The 17,397-nt window shown below is 65.2% G+C and carries 16 protein-coding genes and 1 tRNA gene; 11 read left to right on the top strand and 6 right to left on the bottom strand.

Annotation, left to right across the window (positions count from 1 at the left end; all coding sequences use genetic code 11):
• Nucleotides 1-61 precede the first annotated feature (61 nt).
• Nucleotides 62-763 (bottom strand): ABC transporter ATP-binding protein, encoded by a 702-nt coding sequence (locus ACX0GZ_RS02920; protein ID WP_458813158.1) that lies wholly within the window; start codon nucleotides 761-763, stop codon nucleotides 62-64.
• Between the two features lie 17 nt (nucleotides 764-780).
• Between ACX0GZ_RS02920 and ACX0GZ_RS02915 the strand changes: the two genes are divergently transcribed.
• Nucleotides 781-1,476, top strand: coding sequence for an arylesterase (locus ACX0GZ_RS02915; protein ID WP_458813156.1), 696 nt, complete (start codon nucleotides 781-783; stop codon nucleotides 1,474-1,476).
• 33 nt (nucleotides 1,477-1,509) lie between these two features.
• Here the strand turns inward: ACX0GZ_RS02915 and ACX0GZ_RS02910 are convergent, their stop codons facing one another.
• Nucleotides 1,510-2,013, bottom strand: a complete 504-nt coding sequence (locus ACX0GZ_RS02910) for a hypothetical protein (RefSeq protein ID WP_458813154.1) — start codon at nucleotides 2,011-2,013, stop codon at nucleotides 1,510-1,512.
• Nucleotides 2,014-2,097: 84 nt separating this feature from the next.
• Between ACX0GZ_RS02910 and ACX0GZ_RS02905 the strand changes: the two genes are divergently transcribed.
• Nucleotides 2,098-2,174 (top strand) — tRNA-Arg (locus tag ACX0GZ_RS02905).
• 91 nt (nucleotides 2,175-2,265) lie between these two features.
• On the opposite strand, the gene ACX0GZ_RS02900 is transcribed toward ACX0GZ_RS02905, so the two are convergent.
• Nucleotides 2,266-3,174, bottom strand: coding sequence for an NAD(P)/FAD-dependent oxidoreductase (locus ACX0GZ_RS02900; protein WP_458813306.1), 909 nt, complete (start codon nucleotides 3,172-3,174; stop codon nucleotides 2,266-2,268).
• 104 nt (nucleotides 3,175-3,278) lie between these two features.
• Between ACX0GZ_RS02900 and trmD the strand changes: the two genes are divergently transcribed.
• From trmD to ACX0GZ_RS02870, 6 genes are all read left to right on the top strand, one after another.
• Nucleotides 3,279-4,010: a tRNA (guanosine(37)-N1)-methyltransferase TrmD gene (gene trmD, locus ACX0GZ_RS02895; RefSeq protein WP_458813152.1), complete on the top strand. Its 732-nt coding sequence runs from the start codon at nucleotides 3,279-3,281 to the stop codon at nucleotides 4,008-4,010.
• 1 nt (nucleotide 4,011) lies between these two features.
• Complete coding sequence (rplS, locus tag ACX0GZ_RS02890; protein WP_458813150.1) at nucleotides 4,012-4,401, top strand: 50S ribosomal protein L19; 390 nt, start codon at nucleotides 4,012-4,014, stop codon at nucleotides 4,399-4,401.
• Between the two features lie 241 nt (nucleotides 4,402-4,642).
• Nucleotides 4,643-5,479 (top strand): SAM-dependent methyltransferase, encoded by an 837-nt coding sequence (locus ACX0GZ_RS02885; protein ID WP_458813149.1) that lies wholly within the window; start codon nucleotides 4,643-4,645, stop codon nucleotides 5,477-5,479.
• A 201-nt stretch (nucleotides 5,480-5,680) separates the two neighbouring features.
• Nucleotides 5,681-7,960, top strand: coding sequence for a S9 family peptidase (locus ACX0GZ_RS02880; RefSeq protein WP_458813147.1), 2,280 nt, complete (start codon nucleotides 5,681-5,683; stop codon nucleotides 7,958-7,960).
• A 183-nt stretch (nucleotides 7,961-8,143) separates the two neighbouring features.
• Nucleotides 8,144-9,598, top strand: coding sequence for a helicase HerA domain-containing protein (locus ACX0GZ_RS02875; protein ID WP_458813145.1), 1,455 nt, complete (start codon nucleotides 8,144-8,146; stop codon nucleotides 9,596-9,598).
• Between the two features lie 198 nt (nucleotides 9,599-9,796).
• Entirely contained in the window at nucleotides 9,797-10,825 is a 1,029-nt protein-coding gene (locus ACX0GZ_RS02870; RefSeq protein ID WP_458813143.1) for an aspartate-semialdehyde dehydrogenase, read from the top strand.
• A 139-nt stretch (nucleotides 10,826-10,964) separates the two neighbouring features.
• Here the strand turns inward: ACX0GZ_RS02870 and ACX0GZ_RS02865 are convergent, their stop codons facing one another.
• The gene (locus ACX0GZ_RS02865) at nucleotides 10,965-12,218 is read right to left on the bottom strand and encodes an Nramp family divalent metal transporter (RefSeq protein ID WP_458813141.1); all 1,254 of its coding nucleotides are present in this window, start codon (nucleotides 12,216-12,218) and stop codon (nucleotides 10,965-10,967) included.
• Nucleotides 12,219-12,396: 178 nt separating this feature from the next.
• Here ACX0GZ_RS02865 and ACX0GZ_RS02860 point away from each other — a divergent pair, with 178 nt between their 5' ends.
• Nucleotides 12,397-13,173 carry an alpha/beta fold hydrolase gene (locus ACX0GZ_RS02860; protein ID WP_458813139.1) on the top strand — a complete coding sequence of 259 codons (777 nt, stop codon included), beginning with the start codon at nucleotides 12,397-12,399 and terminating at the stop codon, nucleotides 13,171-13,173.
• A 67-nt stretch (nucleotides 13,174-13,240) separates the two neighbouring features.
• A complete protein-coding gene (locus ACX0GZ_RS02855; RefSeq protein WP_458813137.1) occupies nucleotides 13,241-15,091 on the top strand; it encodes a M2 family metallopeptidase in 1,851 nt (616 codons plus the stop codon).
• 184 nt (nucleotides 15,092-15,275) lie between these two features.
• Here the strand turns inward: ACX0GZ_RS02855 and ACX0GZ_RS02850 are convergent, their stop codons facing one another.
• Complete coding sequence (locus ACX0GZ_RS02850; RefSeq protein ID WP_458813135.1) at nucleotides 15,276-15,440, bottom strand: hypothetical protein; 165 nt, start codon at nucleotides 15,438-15,440, stop codon at nucleotides 15,276-15,278.
• 88 nt (nucleotides 15,441-15,528) lie between these two features.
• On the opposite strand from ACX0GZ_RS02850, the gene ACX0GZ_RS02845 reads away from it, so the two are divergent.
• Nucleotides 15,529-15,849 (top strand): hypothetical protein, encoded by a 321-nt coding sequence (locus tag ACX0GZ_RS02845; RefSeq protein ID WP_458813133.1) that lies wholly within the window; start codon nucleotides 15,529-15,531, stop codon nucleotides 15,847-15,849.
• Nucleotides 15,850-15,904: 55 nt separating this feature from the next.
• Here ACX0GZ_RS02845 and ACX0GZ_RS02840 read toward each other — a convergent pair whose 3' ends face one another.
• Nucleotides 15,905-17,341 (bottom strand): AMP nucleosidase, encoded by a 1,437-nt coding sequence (locus tag ACX0GZ_RS02840; RefSeq protein WP_458813131.1) that lies wholly within the window; start codon nucleotides 17,339-17,341, stop codon nucleotides 15,905-15,907.
• Between the last annotated feature and the right edge of the window lie 56 nt (nucleotides 17,342-17,397).

Genomic DNA, 17,397 nt, shown 5'->3' with positions numbered 1-17,397 from the left:
TCGCTCGAAAAGAACGGGTCTTGGGAGGCAATCGGGGAGGTGGGCGCGCCAGCATCCGAACTCACGGTCGCCGCTCCGACACGATGTTCCCGTCGCGCATCTCCACGATCCGGTCGCAGCGTTCGGCCAGCCCCGGATCATGCGTAATCATCACCAAGGTCGCGTCGCTCGCCGCCCGCCGGTCGAACAGCAATTCGATGATCGCCGCACCGGTCGAAGCATCCAGATTCCCCGTCGGCTCGTCGGCAAAGAGGATCGCCGGACGCGGCGCGACCGCGCGGGCAATGGCAACGCGCTGCTGTTCGCCGCCCGACAACTGGCTGGGATAATGGTCGATCCGGTGACCCAGGCCGACCGCCTCCAGCTCGGCGCGCGCGCGATCGAACGCGTCGGCCACGCCGTCCAGCTCCATTGGCACCGCGACATTCTCCAGCGCGGACATTGTGGGCAGCAAGTGAAACGACTGGAGCACGATTCCGACCCGCCCGCGACGCGCGCGCGCCAGCCCGTCTTCGTCCAGCTTCCCCTGATCGACGCCCGCGACCAGAATTTCGCCGCCGCTCGCGCGTTCCAGCCCGGAAAGCACGGCCATCAGCGACGACTTGCCCGATCCCGATGCGCCCAGGATCGCCAGACTCTCGCCTTGCCCCACATTCAGGTCGACCCCGCGCAGGATTTCCACCCGCGCCGCCTTGCTGCCGAGCGAAAGGGTGACATTGCGCGCCTTGATCGCGATAGTCGCGGGGCTGGTCATATCGTGCATCGGAAAGGAAGGCTCCGTTGGGTTATCTTCGTCATGCGGTCATCGCGATTGCCGCCGCGTTCGCGGCCTGTTCGGACGCGCCCGACACTATAATCGCGAACGAAGCTGTCCCCACGCCCTCCGCAGGCGGCAATGTGGGGGCGAGCACGCAAAATGCCAAGCTGGTCGTGGCGTTCGGCGACAGTTTATATGCAGGATACCAGCTGCCGCAGGATCAGGGCTTCGCGCCCGAGCTGCAACGCGCGCTGATCGCGCAGGGGATTGCGGCGGACGTTCGCAATGCCGGGGTGTCGGGCGACACGACCGCAGCGGGTCTTGCGCGGCTGAATTTCACGCTCGACGGCTATGACCGCAAGCCCGACCTCGTGGTGCTGGGGCTGGGCGGCAACGACATGCTGCGCGGACTGAGCCCGGCGGAAACGCGCAAAAACATGGTCGCGATCCTCGACGAACTGCGGCGGCGGGAAATCCCCGCCGTGCTGACCGGCATGATCGCCTCCCCCAATATGGGCGCGGACTTCGCCCGCGATTTCAACGCGATCTTCCCCGAACTTTCGGCGGAATATGATGCGCCGCTCTACCCGTTTTTCCTCGACGGCGTGATTACCGATTCGACCCTGATGCTGCCCGACGGCATCCACCCGAACGAAGCGGGCGTCGATGCGGTGGTGGCAAAGGTCGCGCCGGTGGTGGCGGGGGCGCTGCGGGACTGACTGACTGACTGACGCGCAACTCGCCGAGAGCGATCAGGCGGGGGCCAGCCGCCGCTCGATGCTGGCGATGCGTTCGTTCTGGCGCGTCTCCAGCGCCTTGGCCTCGCCGATCAGCGCGGCGAGGCCTGGATAGTCGGGCGCGAGTTCAAGCGCGCGGTCGGCTTCCAGTTGTTCGAGATCGGCGATCGCCAGCCGCGTGTCGGTGCGCAGCACGTCGAGTTCGGCCAGCGCGATCTGGGCGTCGAGCCACGCATCGGTCCCGGCCCGGCTGCCGCGTGCCGCGTTCGCCAAGCGGTCGGCACGGGCATAGCCGGTATCGAACGCTCGACCGGCCCGGTCGAGGGCCTGGCGCAATTCCGCCATGCTCGCGTCGAGCGCCGGATCGGGGGTCGCGACCGCGACCGGCGGCGTCTCCACCGCATCGCTGCGTGATTCGATCGGGCGGGGGAGGAGCGAGGGGAAACGGCTGCTGTCGGGCATCGGCGCGCAGCCGCTGCCAAGCGCCGCAATCAACAGGCAAAGTCCGGTGCGGTTCATACGGCATCGTGTAGGGCCACGAAAAAGGTCGCGCAACGGGCTTGCCATCCCCGAAAACCGCTTCTATGTCGCCACCTCCAATGCGCGCCCGTAGCTCAGCTGGATAGAGCATCAGACTACGAATCTGAGGGTCGGACGTTCGAATCGTTCCGGGCGCGCCAATGAAAACCCCGCCAGTCCAACGACTTGGCGGGGTTTTTGTTTGGGCGGCGGTGGGGCGTTACGACTTTTTCCAAGTCGGAATTCCGACTATCATCGCCGGATCGGGCGGCTCTCGTTCAGCGCGTTGCGGATCGTCGTCGCCGCGACCCCGGCCTGGCCCATCGCATTCGATATCTGGTCGAGGCCAAGCACCACGTCGCCTGCCGCGAACAGGCCGGGGATCGAGGTTCGCTGGTGCGAATCTACCTCCAGACAGCCTTCGTCATTGCCGCGTGCGCCCGCCGCGATCGCCAGATCGGAACGGATGCGCGAGCCAAGCGCGGGATAGATGCTGTCGAACGCCATCGGCCCTTGCGCGGTTGCGACCATCAGCCGATCGCCCTCGATGGCATAGTCGCCGCACGGCCCGTCCACCCGCACCACGCCCGCATCGTCAAGCGCGGCGATGCAGTCGTCGGCCAGCGCATGGGTCGCTCCGGGTGCGATCAGCGTCACGTCGCGCGTATAGCCGCGCAGGAACAGCGCTTCGCCGCGTCCCCGCTCGCCGGTGCCGATGACGCCCACGTGCTTGTCGGTAATCTCATATCCGTCGCAGACCGGACAATAGCGCAGCAGGCCGCGCGCCAACGCTTCGTCATGCAGATCGTCCGGCATCCCCTCCGGTCGGTGGTTCACCACCCCGGTCGCCAGCAACACACTGCGCGCGCGATATTCCCTGGGTCCGATGCATACTGAAAAGCCGTCATCGTCCGGCACTAGTCGCGTCACCTCCGCCTCCTCGCGGATCGCGCCGAATTCCAGCGCCTGTTCGCGCATCAGCCGCAGCAATTCCTTGCCCTCGACGCCGCCGGGATAGCCCGCATGATTGTGCGTCCGCGGGATCAGCGCCGCGCGGCTCGATCCGTTGTCGAACAGCCGGATCGACAGGTGATAGCGCGCCAGATAGATCGCCGCCGTCAGCCCGGCAGGTCCCGCGCCGATGATGATGCAGTCGTCGATTTGCGCCACGTCGATGCCCCTTTCGTTTCGGAGGCTCAACGCTTGGGCGAGGGATTGTTCCCGCGCCTTGCAAAGCGCCGCTTGCCGGGCAAAGGGTTTGCGCGATGACCTTCGCCGCCACCATTCTCACCCTTTACCCGGAGATGTTTCCCGGACCGCTCGGCATGTCGCTTGCCGGGCGGGCGCTTCGCGAGGGGAAATACATGCTCGATACCGTGCAGATTCGCGACTTTGCGACCGACAAGCACCGTTCGGTCGACGATACGCCTGCGGGCGGCGGGGCGGGGATGGTGCTGCGCGCCGATGTGCTGGCCGCCGCGATCGACAGCGTCGCCGACGACCGCCCGATCCTGGCGATGACCCCGCGCGGCCAGCCGCTGACCCAGCCGCGCGTGCGCGAACTGGCGGCGGGGCCGGGCGCCATCATCCTGTGCGGGCGGTTCGAAGGGTTCGACGAGCGGGTGTTCGAGGCGCGCGACATCGAACCGGTGTCGATCGGCGACTATATTCTGTCGGGCGGAGAGATGGGCGCGCTGGTGCTGCTCGATGCTTGCATTCGCCTCATTCCCGGCGTAATGGGCGCGGCTTCCAGCGGTGTCGATGAAAGCTTCGAAAGCGGCCTTCTCGAATATCCGCACTATACCCGACCTCAAATATGGGAAGGGCGCACGATCCCCGAAGTGCTGCGATCGGGGGATCATGCGAAGATCGACGCCTGGCGACGAGCACAGGCAGAGAGCGATACACGGCTAAGGAGGCCGGATCTTTGGGAGCGCCATGAGGGCGCTCGGGTCCAGTCTCCCTCTGGTGCGCGGCGACGAGACAGGAACGAATGAGATGAACCTCATCCAGACGATCGAAGCAGAACAGATCGCAAAGTTCGCAGAATCGAAGAAGGTGCCCGAATTCCGCGCCGGTGACACGCTGCGCGTCGGCGTGCGCGTCGTCGAAGGCGAACGCACCCGCGTCCAGAATTTCGAAGGCGTGTGCATCGCGCGTTCGAACAAGGGCATGGGTTCGAACTTCACGGTTCGCAAAATGTCGTTCGGCGAAGGCGTCGAGCGCGTTTTCCCGCTTTATTCGCCCAACCTCGATTCGATCGAGGTCGTGCGCCGCGGTGTCGTGCGCCGTGCGAAGCTCTATTATCTGCGTGGCCGCACCGGCAAGTCGGCGCGTATCGCCGAACGCCGCGACGTGCGCACGAGCGACAAGGCCACGGCCGAGTAAGCCATTACCCAGCTCCCTTGGAGGGGACTGCCGGCGGGGCGCGAGGAGGCGAAGGCCACCCGCGCCCCGCTTTGCGTTTGGGGCTGGCGTTTTGGCGCTGGGCCTCATGCGCGCACGACCTCCGTCCCGTTTGTTTCGAGCGAAGTCGAGAAACGTCCGCGAGCGCCGCAATCACGTTTCTCGACTTCGCTCGAAACAAACGGGTGGATCGTTCAATTGTTTGTTGGTCTAAACCACGCCCATGACCGCCCGAACCCGCATCGTCGCATTGCTCCTCACCCTGCTGGTGGTCGGCAGCATCGGTGTCGGCGCGCGGTGCCTGTCGGCCACCAGTGCACGCTGCACGCCATCGACCTTGTTCGGCGGCGGTCCCGCCCTCGATGTGCCCTATGCGGAGACGCGGACCGAAGCGGTCGAAAAGATGCTCGACATGGCCCAGATCGCGCCGGGCGACCGGGTGATCGATCTAGGCACCGGCGACGGACGGATGCTGCTCCGGGCGGCGGCACGCGGCGCGGGCGGGCTGGGCGTCGATATCGATCCGGTGCTGGTTTCGAGCGCCAATGCGAGCGCCGAGCGTCAGGGCGTCGCCGATCGCGTGACGTTCCGCACCCAGGATCTGTTCGACACGCCGATCGCCGACGCCGACGTGGTGACGATGTTCCTGCTGCCCGACATCAACCTGAAGCTGCGCCCGCGTCTGCTCCGCGAACTCCGCCCCGGCGCGCGCGTGGTCAGCCATGCGTTCACGATGGGCGACTGGCGACCCGATCGGGCCGATCGGGTAGGGGGGTCGCGGCTCTATCTGTGGGTGATCCCGGCGGATGTCTCGGGCGCGTGGCGGCTCCGCGATGCGCGTGGCGAGCGACCGCTGGTGCTCGATCAGACTTTCCAGACTTTCACCGGCACGTCGGGTGAAAACGCGGTATTCGACGGGCGCGTGGACGGCGAGCGGGTCGCGTTCACGCTGCGCGAGGGCGACCGGTCGGTGCGATATGAGGGGCGCGTGGAAGGCACCACGATCATCGGAACTGCTCCGGGCGAATGGAGCGCGGCTCGTTCGGACCCGACGCCATAACCAGCCAACCCGTCATTCCCGCGAAGGCGGGAATCCATACGCGCGGGCATGTGTTATGGATTCCCGTGTTCGCGGGAATGACGGAAACATGGTTTGGGAGGTTTTGGGTTTTCGTACCACCTACCCTTTACCCCCGCTCATTCCCCCGCGATAAACCGCGTACATCCCCGACGGGGCGAACGCGATGCGGAGAGCGATTACATGTGGAACTGGGCGTGCGGGACCGCACTGGCGGCGGCGATGGTGGCGATGACGGCGCAACCGATGACGGCTTACGCCCAGGGCACGCAGGCCGCGCAGACGCAGGCGAGCGACCTGACACTGGAGCGCGTATTCTCCGGTCCCGACTTGGCCGGGTCGCCGCCGCGAGCGGCGCGCCTGTCGCCCGACGGACGGCTGCTGACATTGCTGCGTGGCCGCGCGGACGAGGGCAATCGCTTCGATTTGTGGGCGATGGATACGACCAGCGGCGAATGGCGGATGCTCGTCGATTCGAAGAAGATCGGCAGCGGCGCAGAATTGTCCGAAGCCGAAAAGATGCAGCGCGAACGCGCGCGGATCGGCGGGCTGACGGGCATCGTCACCTATGACTGGGCGGCGGACGGCCAGTCGATCCTGGTGCCATTGGACGGCGATCTCTACCTTGCGACACTCGACGGCAATGTCCGTCGCCTGACCGAAACCGAAGCGGGCGAGTTGAACCCGGTCATCTCGCCGGCGGGCACGTTCGTCAGCTTCGTCCGCGATCAGAATCTCTACGTCCAGCCGCTGGCCGGTGGCGAGGCGCAGCGCGTGACCAAGGATGGCGCGGGCACGGTTTTCTGGGGCGAAGCGGAATTCGTCGCGCAAGAGGAAATGTCGCGTTCCACCGGTTACTGGTGGTCGCCGAACGACCAGCGCGTCGCCGTCCAGCGCTTTGACGAAGCACCCGTGGGCGTCGTTACCCGCACCGCGATCGGCGCGGAGGATACCCGCGTGTTCGAGCAACGCTATCCCAAGGCGGGCACGCCCAATGTTCTGGTCGAGCTTCATGTGATGAACCCCGATGGGTCCAATTCGGTGAAGGTCGATCTGGGCGAGAACCCCGACATTTACCTTTCGCGCGTCAACTGGACGCCCGATGGCAGGACGCTGCTGGTCCAGCGCCAGAGCCGCGACCAGAAGACGCTCGACATGCTGAGCGTCGATCCGGCCACGGGCCGTTCGCGGGTGCTGTTTACCGAGCGGTCGGGCGAACGGTCGTGGATTAACCTCCACGACGCGCTGCATCCGCTCGCCGATGGCAGCCTGATCTGGTGGTCCGAACGCGACGGGCACGGCCATCTCTATCGCTACCGGGACGGCAACTGGACGCAATTGACCAGCGGGCCGTGGGAAGTCTTCTCGACCGTCGCGGTCGATGAAAAGGCGCGTACCATCACCTTTCTCGGCAACAAGGACGGCGTGCTCGAACGGCATCTCTATCGTACATCGATCGACCGGCCCGGACAGGTCACACGCCTGACCGAACCCGGCTGGTTCCACGGTGCCAGCGGTTCGGGCGGGCGGCTGATCGTGACGCGGTCCAACCCCAACCAGCCGCCGCAAACCTATCTGGCCGATGCGAACGCCAAGCGCCTGCGCTGGGTGAACGAGAACAGGCTCGACGCCAGCCATCCCTATGCGCCCTATCTCGCCAGCCATCAGGAGCGGACGTTCGGGACGCTCAAGACCAGGGACGGCGCGACGCTGCACTGGGAAATGATCAAGCCGCGGATGGAGCCGGGCAAGAAATACCCCGTCTTCTTCCAGCATTATGGCGGCCCGCACGTCCAGACCGTCGCGCGGCAATGGGGCGGTGCGCTCCAGCAACATATCGTCGATCGCGGCTATATCTGGTTTCAGATCGACAATCGCGGCTCCGCCAATCGCGGCAAGGCGTTCGAAGACCCCATCTATCACGCGATGGGCGGGATCGAGGTCCGCGATCAGATCGAAGGCGCCGAATGGCTGAAGACCCAGGATTTCGTCGATCCCAACCGCATCACCACCTATGGCTGGTCCTACGGCGGCTATATGACGCTGAAGATGCTCCAGGCCGCCCCCGGCATGTTCGCCGCAGGCGTGTCGGGCGCGCCGGTGACCAAATGGGAACTCTACGACACCCATTATACCGAGCGCTATATGGGCGATCCGAACAAGGTCGCCGATGCCTATACCACCGCCAACACCGTTGCCGACGCCGCGAAGATCAGCGATCCGTTGCTGCTGATCCACGGCATGGCCGACGATAATGTCGTGCTCGAACATTCGACGGTGATGATGTCCGAAATGCAGCGCCAGGCGGTGCCGTTCGAACTGATGCTCTACCCCGGCCAGACCCACCGCGTCGGCGGGGCGGGGGTCAGCCAGCATCTGTGGAAAACGATTTTCGATTTCCTCGATCGCCATGCGGGCGAGGGGGCGGGGGCTGCGGCCACAGCGACCGCTGCCACCGAATAACCAAAACCCGTTACCCCGGTCGAAGTGCCGGGGTCCACCGGGCGGCAGGGAATAAGGCTGGAGTTTCACGTGTTGCTCAAGCGGCTTGGTGGACCCCGGCACTTCGGCCGGGGTGACGAAGGGGCAGGCGGCGAACGCATTCCCCTTGCGCCCGCCACCCCCCATCCGGCACAGGCTGGGCCCATGACGGTGCAAGTGGATATGGGGGTCGATTCCGCCGGGCGGACGGTGGCGATGGACTTAGAGGAATTGCTCGCGACCCGGTTGCTCGTCCAGGGCAATTCGGGATCGGGCAAGTCGCATCTGCTGCGTCGCCTGCTTGAGAAAAGCGCGGGCCGCGTGCAGCAGGTTATCATCGATCCCGAAGGCGATTTCGTCACGCTGTCGGACGCCTACGGCCATGTCTCGATCGACGCAGTCGATTATTCGGAACGCGAGATCATCGCCTTCGCCCGCCGCATTCGCGAACATCGTGCGTCGGTGGTGCTCAGCCTCGAAGGACTGGAAGCCGAAGGCCAGATGCGCTGTGCGGCGGTGTTCCTGTCGGCGATGTTCGATGCGCCTCGCGAGCATTGGTATCCCGCGCTGGTGGTAGTCGATGAAGCGCAATTGTTCGCGCCCACCACCGGCGGCGAGGTTGCCGAAGAGGTTCGCCGCGCCTCGCTGTCCGCCATGACCAACCTGATGTGTCGCGGGCGCAAGCGGGGCCTTGCGGGCGTGATCGCGACCCAGCGGCTGGCGAAGCTCGCCAAAAACGTCGCGGCGGAGGCGTCGAATTTCCTGATGGGCCGCACCTTCCTCGACATCGACATGGCGCGCGCGGCCGACCTGCTCGGCATGGAGCGGCGGCAGGCGGAGCAGATCCGCGACCTTCAGCGCGGCACGTTCCTGGCGCTCGGTCCTGCCGTGTCGCGCCGTCCGATCGGCGTGACCATCGGCACGGTGGAGACCTCGGCGCGCAGCGGCAGCCCCAAACTCGTACCGCTGCCCGATGCACCCGGCGGCGATTTCAAGGACATTTTGCTCGCGCCCATCGCCGACACGACGCCACTCTATGTGCCGCCACCACCTCCACCGCCCCGTCCGGTCGAGGAATTGTTGTCGGACATCCGCCCGCCCGAGGACGCGACAGCGCCGCCGCCGGAGTTGTTCGACGCGATCGACGCCGAGCCGATCGTCGCCGACGTGATGCGCGCGATCGTCGAGGAACCCGATTCGGCGATGCGGCAATCGGCGGTGCTGTTTCAGGATTTTCAGGTTCGTTGCCGGATGCAGGGCCTCGCCCGCCCGCCGCTCGATCTCGCCAAATTCGTGCGGCGGCTGTCGGCGGCGCGCGCCGGAATCATTGACGGCATCGACGATGAGTGGGCGCCCGCGTTCGATGTGGCGAAGGAATTGCCCGATGATATGCTCGGACCGTTCCTGCTGGTCGCCCGCGCGGCCAAGGAATGCGAACCGACACCGACCGATGCCGAGATCGCGGCGGTGTACGGGACCAGCTCGCTCGGCCGCGTCCGCCGCCTGATCAGCTATATCGAGGGGCGCGAGCTGATCGTGATGCGCACCGATCTTTCGGGCAAGCGCTCGATCGCGATCCCGCGATTGGGATGGACGACGCGGCCTGCCGAGGCGGGCTGAGAGTGAGCAGGTAAAGATCGTCATTGCGAGCGCAGCGAAGCAATCCAGAGTTGTTCGCATGGCGCTGAATTGCTTCGTTGCGCTCGCAATGACGGATTAGTTCGAACTTCAGCTTTGCGTCACCCAATACACCGCTTGCTTGCTTGTCCGTCGCATCCGGCCTAGCGCCAGCCGCACATCTCACCATCGGAGCGCATCATGGGGTATCGGGTCGTCGTCGCAGGAGCCACGGGCAATGTCGGGCGCGAAATGCTCAACATTCTGGCCGAGCGCGAATTTCCGATCGATGACCTGGCGGTGCTCGCATCGTCGCGCTCGACCGGCGAGGAAGTCGATTTCGGCGAGACCGGGCGCAAGTACAAGATCCAGAATATCGAGCATTTCGATCCCAGCGGCTGGGACATGGCGTTGTTCGCGATCGGGTCGGAGGCGACCAAGACCTATGCGCCCAAATTTGCCGCCGCGGGCTGCACGGTGATCGACAATTCGTCGCTCTACCGCATGGACCCCGACGTGCCGCTGATCGTGCCCGAGGTGAACCCGGAGGCGATCGACGGGTACAGGGCACGCAACATCATCGCCAATCCCAATTGCTCGACCGCGCAGATGGTCGTCGCGCTGAAGCCCATCCACGACGCCGCGAAGATCACTCGCGTCGTCGTCGCCACCTATCAATCGGTGTCGGGCGCGGGGAAGGACGGCATGGACGAGCTGTTCGAACAATCGCGCAACATCTTCGTCGGTGACCAGGCGACGCCGACGAAATTCACCAAGCAGATCGCGTTCAACGTGATCCCGCACATCGACAGCTTCCTCGACGATGGATCGACCAAGGAAGAATGGAAGATGGTCGTGGAGACGAAGAAGATCCTCGATCCAAAGATCAAGGTCGTCGCGACCTGCGTCCGCGTGCCGGTGTTCGTCGGCCATTCGGAAGCGATCAACATCGAGATGGAAAACGAATTGTCGGCCGAGGACGCGCAGAAAATCCTGCGCGAAGCCCCCGGCATCATGCTGGTCGATAAGCGCGAGGATGGCGGCTACGTCACGCCCGTAGAATGCGTCGGCGAATATGCGACCTTCGTCAGCCGCGTGCGCGACGATTCGACCGTGGAGAACGGGTTGGCGCTGTGGTGCGTCAGCGACAATCTGCGGAAAGGCGCGGCGCTCAATGCTGTGCAGATTGCGGAGCTGTTGGGGCGGCGGCATTTGCAGAAGGCGGATTAAATCATCCTTCCTCCGTCACCCCGGACTTGTTCCGGGGGCCACCGCGCGGCGAACGACATCTTGCCAGACCGCGTGCAGCGCAAGCCGCTTAGTGGACCCCGGAACAAGTCCGGGGTGACGTGGAAGAGGGATTCTCAGCTTAGCCGACCAACCCCCATAATTGCTGCCCCGCCAGCGCCACGAACAACAGCGCCGACCCCGCCAGCGTCACATTCGCCAGCCACCCGTTGCGCGCTCCCTCCGGCAAGTCCTTGCGGTTGAGCAGCAGGAGCAGCGTGATCGCCAGGAACGGCATGAACAGCGCCCCGAACGCGCCGTAAATGACCGCGAGCAGGAACGGTTGCTGCGCGAACAGCAGCAGCATCGGCGGGAAGGTCAGCCACGCCAGATACGCACGGAACGGCAGGCTCTTTTCGGTTTCTACCCCGACCTCTGCCTCGACCCCGCGCACTTGCCGATACCAGTCGGCGAAGAACAGGCTCATGCCGTGCCACACGCCGAACACCGAAGACAGCGCGGTCGCTGCAAACCCCACCAGGAACAGGGTCGCGATGGTGCGCCCGAACCGCTCCGCCAGCACGTCGGACAGCCCCAGCAATCCCCGGTCGCTCGACTGCAAGGCGATCCCGGCCGAAAACAGCAGTTCCGCGCCGACGATCAGCATCGCGATCACGAACACGCCGGTAATCGTATAGGCCAGCGCATTGTCGATCCGCATCAGCGGCAACCAGCCAAGGCCGCGCCAGCCCTTGGTCTGCACCCAATAGCCATAGGCCGCGGTGGTGATCGTGCCGCCGACGCCGCCGATCAGGCCCAGCGTATAGAACAACGCGCCATCGGGCAGCGCGAAGGTCAGACCGGACGCCAGTTCGGGCAGGGTGGGCGCGACGAGGATGGCGAGGCCGACCATGATGACGAACATCACGCCGACCATGATCTTCATCACCAGCTCGAACGTCGAATAGCGGTTGAACCAGACGAAGACCAAGCCGGTGAGCCCGGTGATGACCGCCCATCCCCAGAGCGGCAGGATCGGGAACAACGCGGTCAGCGGCAACGCCGTCGCACTCATCGCGGTGGCGCCGTAGATGAAGCCCCAGATCAGGACATAGATGCCGAAATACCAGCTCGTCCATGTGCCCAGCGACCGCCATCCGGCAAGAATCGTCGATCCCGTGGCGAGGTGATAGCGCGCCGATCCTTCCGACAGCGCGATCTTGACGATGCACCCCAGGATCGCCGCCCACAGCAACGCATAGCCGTAGCGCGACCCCGCGATCAGCGTCGCGACCAGATCGCCCGCGCCGACGCCGGTGGCGGCGACGACGATGCCGGGGCCCAGCTGCCGCCAGCGGTTGCGGGTCGGGGGTGTGGTTGCGTTCGTCTCGTTCACCCGGCGCGGCCCCTTTTGTTTGGCGCACCTTGGGCGACGGAGCCGGGCCGCGCAACCATCCCTCCCGGCATTCCCGCGAAGGCGGGAATGACAAGATTAAGCGAGCGCGCTTGCCGCACGCTTTCTCGACTTCGCTCGAAACCAACGGCATGGAGAAGCGCAGCAGGAGATCGCCCCAATGCCCGACGCCGCGTCCGCAGATTTCACCACCCATCGCTACAACGGTTTCCACGATGCGGACCTTGCCTGGCACGAAATGGGCGAGGGGCGCGACGTGGTCCTGATCCACGGCTATTTCTCAGACGCCTATACCAACTGGATTCGCTACGGCCATGCCGCCGCCATTGCCGCCAAGGGCTTTCGCGTGATCATGCCCGACCTGCGCGCGCATGGGCAAAGCGCCCGGCCGCATGACGCCGCCGCCTATCCGGCGGATGCACTGGCGATGGACGGGGAGGCGTTGGTCGAGCAACTCGGGCTTACCGACTACGATCTCGGCGGCTATTCGCTCGGTGCTCGGACGACGGTGCGGATGCTGGCGCGCGGAAACATTCCGGCCCCCGGCAAGGTCGTGATTTCCGGCATGGGTTACGAGGGCCTGACCGACACCGGCAAACGCGCCGGGCATTTTCGCCGCATCCTGACCAATCTCGGCAGTTTCGAGCGCGGATCGCCCGAATGGATGGCGGAGGCGTTCCTCAAGACCACCAAGGGCGATCCGAAAGCGTTGCTCGGCATCCTCGACACCTTCGTCGATACCCCGCGCGAGGACATCGCCGCGATCGATCAGCCGGTACTGGTGCTGGCGGGCGAAGAGGATGACGACAATGGCAGCCATCAGGCGCTGGCCGACCTGCTCCCCGACGCGACGCTGGTCGAGACGCCTGGCGGGCATATGAGCGCGGTGACCAAGCCCGAATTGGGGCAAGCGATCGCGGATTTTCTGGCTGCTTGACCACCACCCCCGCCCGGGCGCAGAACCGGTATCAAACGTGACCATCTTTCATCCAGGGACGCATTTCATGAACCGTTTTGCCGCTTCCAGCCTGGCGCTGGCCTGTGCGCTTGCCGTCGCGGGCTGCGCCGCTTCCAACGCCACCACCGCCGGGCCGCAAGCCGCGTCGCCCGCCGCAGCGATGACGCCTGCCGCCGCCGATGCCTTCGTCAAATCGGCCGAGGATCGCCTCTACGCTCACAACCTGACCGCCGCGCGCGTCGATTGGGTCAACGCGACCTATATCAACGACGATACCGATGCGTTGTCCGCCGAATATGCCGAACGCGGCACCAAGCTGCGCGTCGAACTCGCCCTTGAAGCCGCGAAATATGCCGAGGTGCCCGGCCTGTCGGCGGATACCGCGCGCAAGCTGGACATCATGCGTCAGGGCATCACGCTCCCTGCGCCGACGCGTGAGGGCGCGGCGGGCGAACTGGCGCAACTGTCGACCAGCATGGCGTCGGCCTATGGGCGCGGGCGCGGCACGCTGAACGGCAAGCCGATCAGCGGCAGCGACATCGAAGCGGCAATGGGCACCAACCGCAACCCCAAGGAACTCCTTGAGATGTGGACGAGCTGGCATGACAATGTCGGCGCTCCGATGCGCGACGATTATGCCAAGGCGGTGACCATCGCCAATGAGGGTGCGAAGGAACTGGGCTTCACCGATGTCGGCGCGATGTGGCGGTCGGGATACGACATGCCCGCCGACGAATTCGCCGCCGAAACCGACAAGCTCTGGAAGGAAGTGGAGCCGCTCTACATCGCGCTCCACACCTATATGCGGACCAAGCTGAACGAGAAATACGGCACCGCGGTCCAGCCCGCGACCGGCCCGATCAACTCGCATCTGCTCGGCAATATGTGGGCCCAGGGGTGGAGCGGCATCTATGACATCGCCGCACCCGCGGGGGTGGGTGATGTCGGGTACGATATCGGCGATCTGCTCAAGGCGCAAAATTACGACGCGCTGCGCATGACCAGGAGCGGCGAGCAATTCTTTTCCTCGCTCGGCTTTGCGCCGCTGCCGCAGACCTTCTGGGAACGCTCGCTGTTCGTGAAGCCCGCCGACCGCGAGGTGCAATGCCATGCGTCGGCGTGGAATCTGGACGACAAGGACGATCTGCGGATCAAGATGTGCATTCAGGTGAATGCCGACGATTTCATCACCATTCACCACGAACTCGGCCACAATTATTATCAGCGGGCATACAAGGCGCAGCCGCTGCTGTACCGCGACGGCGCCAATGACGGTTTCCACGAAGCGATCGGCGACATGGTCGCACTGGCCATCACGCCCGATTATCTGGTCCAGACCGGCCTGTTGCCCAAGAACCGCGTGCCCAGCGCCGACAAGGATATCGGCCTGTTGCTGCGTCAGGCGATGGACAAGGTCGCGTTCCTGCCGTTCGGGCTGATGGTCGATCGCTGGCGCTGGGGCGTCTATTCGGGCCAGATCGCGCCGGGGGCGTATCAGAAGGGCTGGGACGATCTGCGCCTGCGCTATCAGGGCGTGAAGCCGCCGGTCGCGCGCGACGAGACCAAGTTCGACCCGGGCGCCAAATATCATATCCCCGGCAATGTGCCGTATACGCGCTATTTCCTGGCGCACATCCTGCAGTTCCAGTTCTATGAGGCTGCGTGCAAGCAGGCCGGATGGACCGGGCCGCTGCATCGTTGTTCGTTCGCGGGCAACAAGGAAGTCGGCGCGCGCTTCAACGCGATGCTGGAAATGGGCCGTTCAAAGCCGTGGCCCGATGCGCTGGAGGCGTTCACGGGGACGCGCGACATGTCGGGCCGCGCGCTGGTCGAATATTTCGCGCCGCTCAAAGCATGGCTCGACGAACAGAACAAGGGCAAGCCGACCGGCTGGTGAGGTATTGGGTCGGTGGATTGATGACCGGTCGCGAGAATTAGGCCGGTTGCCACCATCCCTCCGTCACCCCGGACGCAGTGCGGGGGTCCACCGGGCGGCAACCTTGTCCGTTAAAGTCAGATCAGGCGCGCAAGCTGCAAAGTGGACCCCGTGACTGCGGCTGGGGTGACGAGGTGGCGGTGCTTCATCCCTTGGTGTCGGGAATCGTCCCTTCGTCGGCGATCCCTGCCTCGAACGAGGCGCTGGAATCGGTGCCGTCGGCCTGGTGCGCGCTGCCCTTCGGCCCCGCATCCTGCTTGCGGAATTTCAGGAAGCCGAAGGTCATGCCCGCGAGCGCGGTCGCGGCCATTGCTACCAGTCCGCCATTTCGGAAACCCCGACCGACCGCTGTTCCGCCCGCGGGCTTCGCAGCGGGCGCGCGCTTTGTCGCCGCGGGTTTGAGCGGTGCGGCGGGCTTGGGCGGCGCGGGATTGCGGGCAGGGGCCGCGCGCGGCTTCGGCGCGGTCGGCTTCGCAGGTGCCGTTTTGCCAGAGGTCGATTTCGCCGTCGCAGCCTTGCTGGCTCCGGCGGACTTGGTCGGAGCCTTGCGCGTCGCCGCGGTCTTGCGCGGTGCGGCAGGCTTGCGCGTCGCCGACGGGTTGCGTGTCGAACCGGCGCCGCGCCGTGCTGGCGTCTTTGGCGGTGGCGGCGTGGCGCTGCTCGGCGGCGAAGGGGGAGGGGGTGGCGGCGTGGTTTCGTCGGTCATATCGGCCCCGTGATGTTTCTCACCGCATCAAGCGCGGGCAGCGGCAAATGTTCCGCCACCCGCCAGCATCACCGGAATGGCGGTTCGTTGAACGCCCGCAATTTGCGGCTGTGGAGTTTCGGCCCTTCGCGCCGCAGCTCTTCGACCGTCTCGATGCCGATCCGCATATGCTCGTTGATCGCGCGTTCATAGAAGCGGTTGGCTTGGCCCGGCAATTTCAGTTCGCCGTGCAGCGGCTTGTCCGACACGCACAGCAGCGTTCCATAGGGCACGCGGAAGCGATAGCCCTGTGCCGCGATCGTCGCCGATTCCATGTCGATGCCGACCGCGCGGCTGAGCGAGAAGCGCAGTGCCGAAGTCGAGAAGCGCAGTTCCCAGTTGCGGTCGTCGGTGGTAACGATCGTGCCCGTGCGCAGGCGGCGCTTCAGTTCCTCTCCCGACTGGCCGGACACCGTTTCTGCTGCGCGCGCCATCGCCACCTGAATCTCTGCAATCGCGGGGATCGGAATTTCGGGCGGCAGCACGTCGTCGAGGATATGGTCGTCGCGCAGATAGGCGTGCGCGAGCACATAATCGCCGATCCGCTGGCTGGGGCGCAGCCCGCCGCAATGGCCGATCATCAGCCACGCCTCGGGACGAGTCACCGCCAGATGATCGCAGATCGTCTTCGCGTTCGACGGACCAACGCCGATATTGACCAGCGTGATGCCCGTCCGGTCGTCGGCCATCAGGTGATAGGCCGGCATCTGGTGCCGCCGCCACGCGCTGTCGGTGACCAGCTTGTCGGGATCGTCGCCCGCCTTGATGACGATGCCGCCCGCGCCCGACAGCGCGGTGAAACGATTGTCCTCGCCCAGCATCTGGATGCCCCAGCGGACGAATTCGTCGACATAACGGTGATAGTTGGTGAACAGCACGTACTGCTGGCAATGTTCGGGCGGCGTGCCGGTATAGTGCCGCAGCCGCGCCAGGCTGAAATCGGTGCGCAAGCCATCGAACAGCGCAAGCGGACGGGTGCCGTCGGGATCGACGAAACTGCCGTCTGCAATCTCGTCGCCGATATGCGCCAACTCGGTCGCGGGGAAGAAGCGCGCGAGTTCGAGCGCGGACACCTCGTCCAGGCTAAGCGCATGGCCGGGGTCGAGCACATAGGGGAAGGGGATTTCCTGCCGACCGGCGACGGCCTCCACTTCGACCTCGTAATCCTCGATCAGGAAGGTGAGCTGTTCGGTCAGATAGTCGGCGAAGATCGCGGGTTTGGTCACGCTGATCCGGTATTCGCCCGGAGTGACCAGCCGCCCGAACGAGCGCAGCGGCGCGGCTTTTTCATCGCCGCCGCGATAGCGGACGCGGATTTCGGGATAGGCGAACGACCCGTCGTGCCGCGCTTCGGGAGCGGGCGGTCCGCCGCCTTCGAGATAGGTGGTGAGGGCTGCCTTCAGCCGGTCGACCGATCCGGTGTAGAGACGGTCGAGTTCCTTTACGATTTCCTGTGCTCTTGTCATCTGCTGTCGCTAACGAGCGCAAGTGACGCTGGCAAGACAGGGGCGTGAGAAACGAC

The organism is Sphingomonas aestuarii, assembly GCF_054457155.1.
This window is presented reverse-complemented; position numbering and strand designations above follow the sequence as displayed.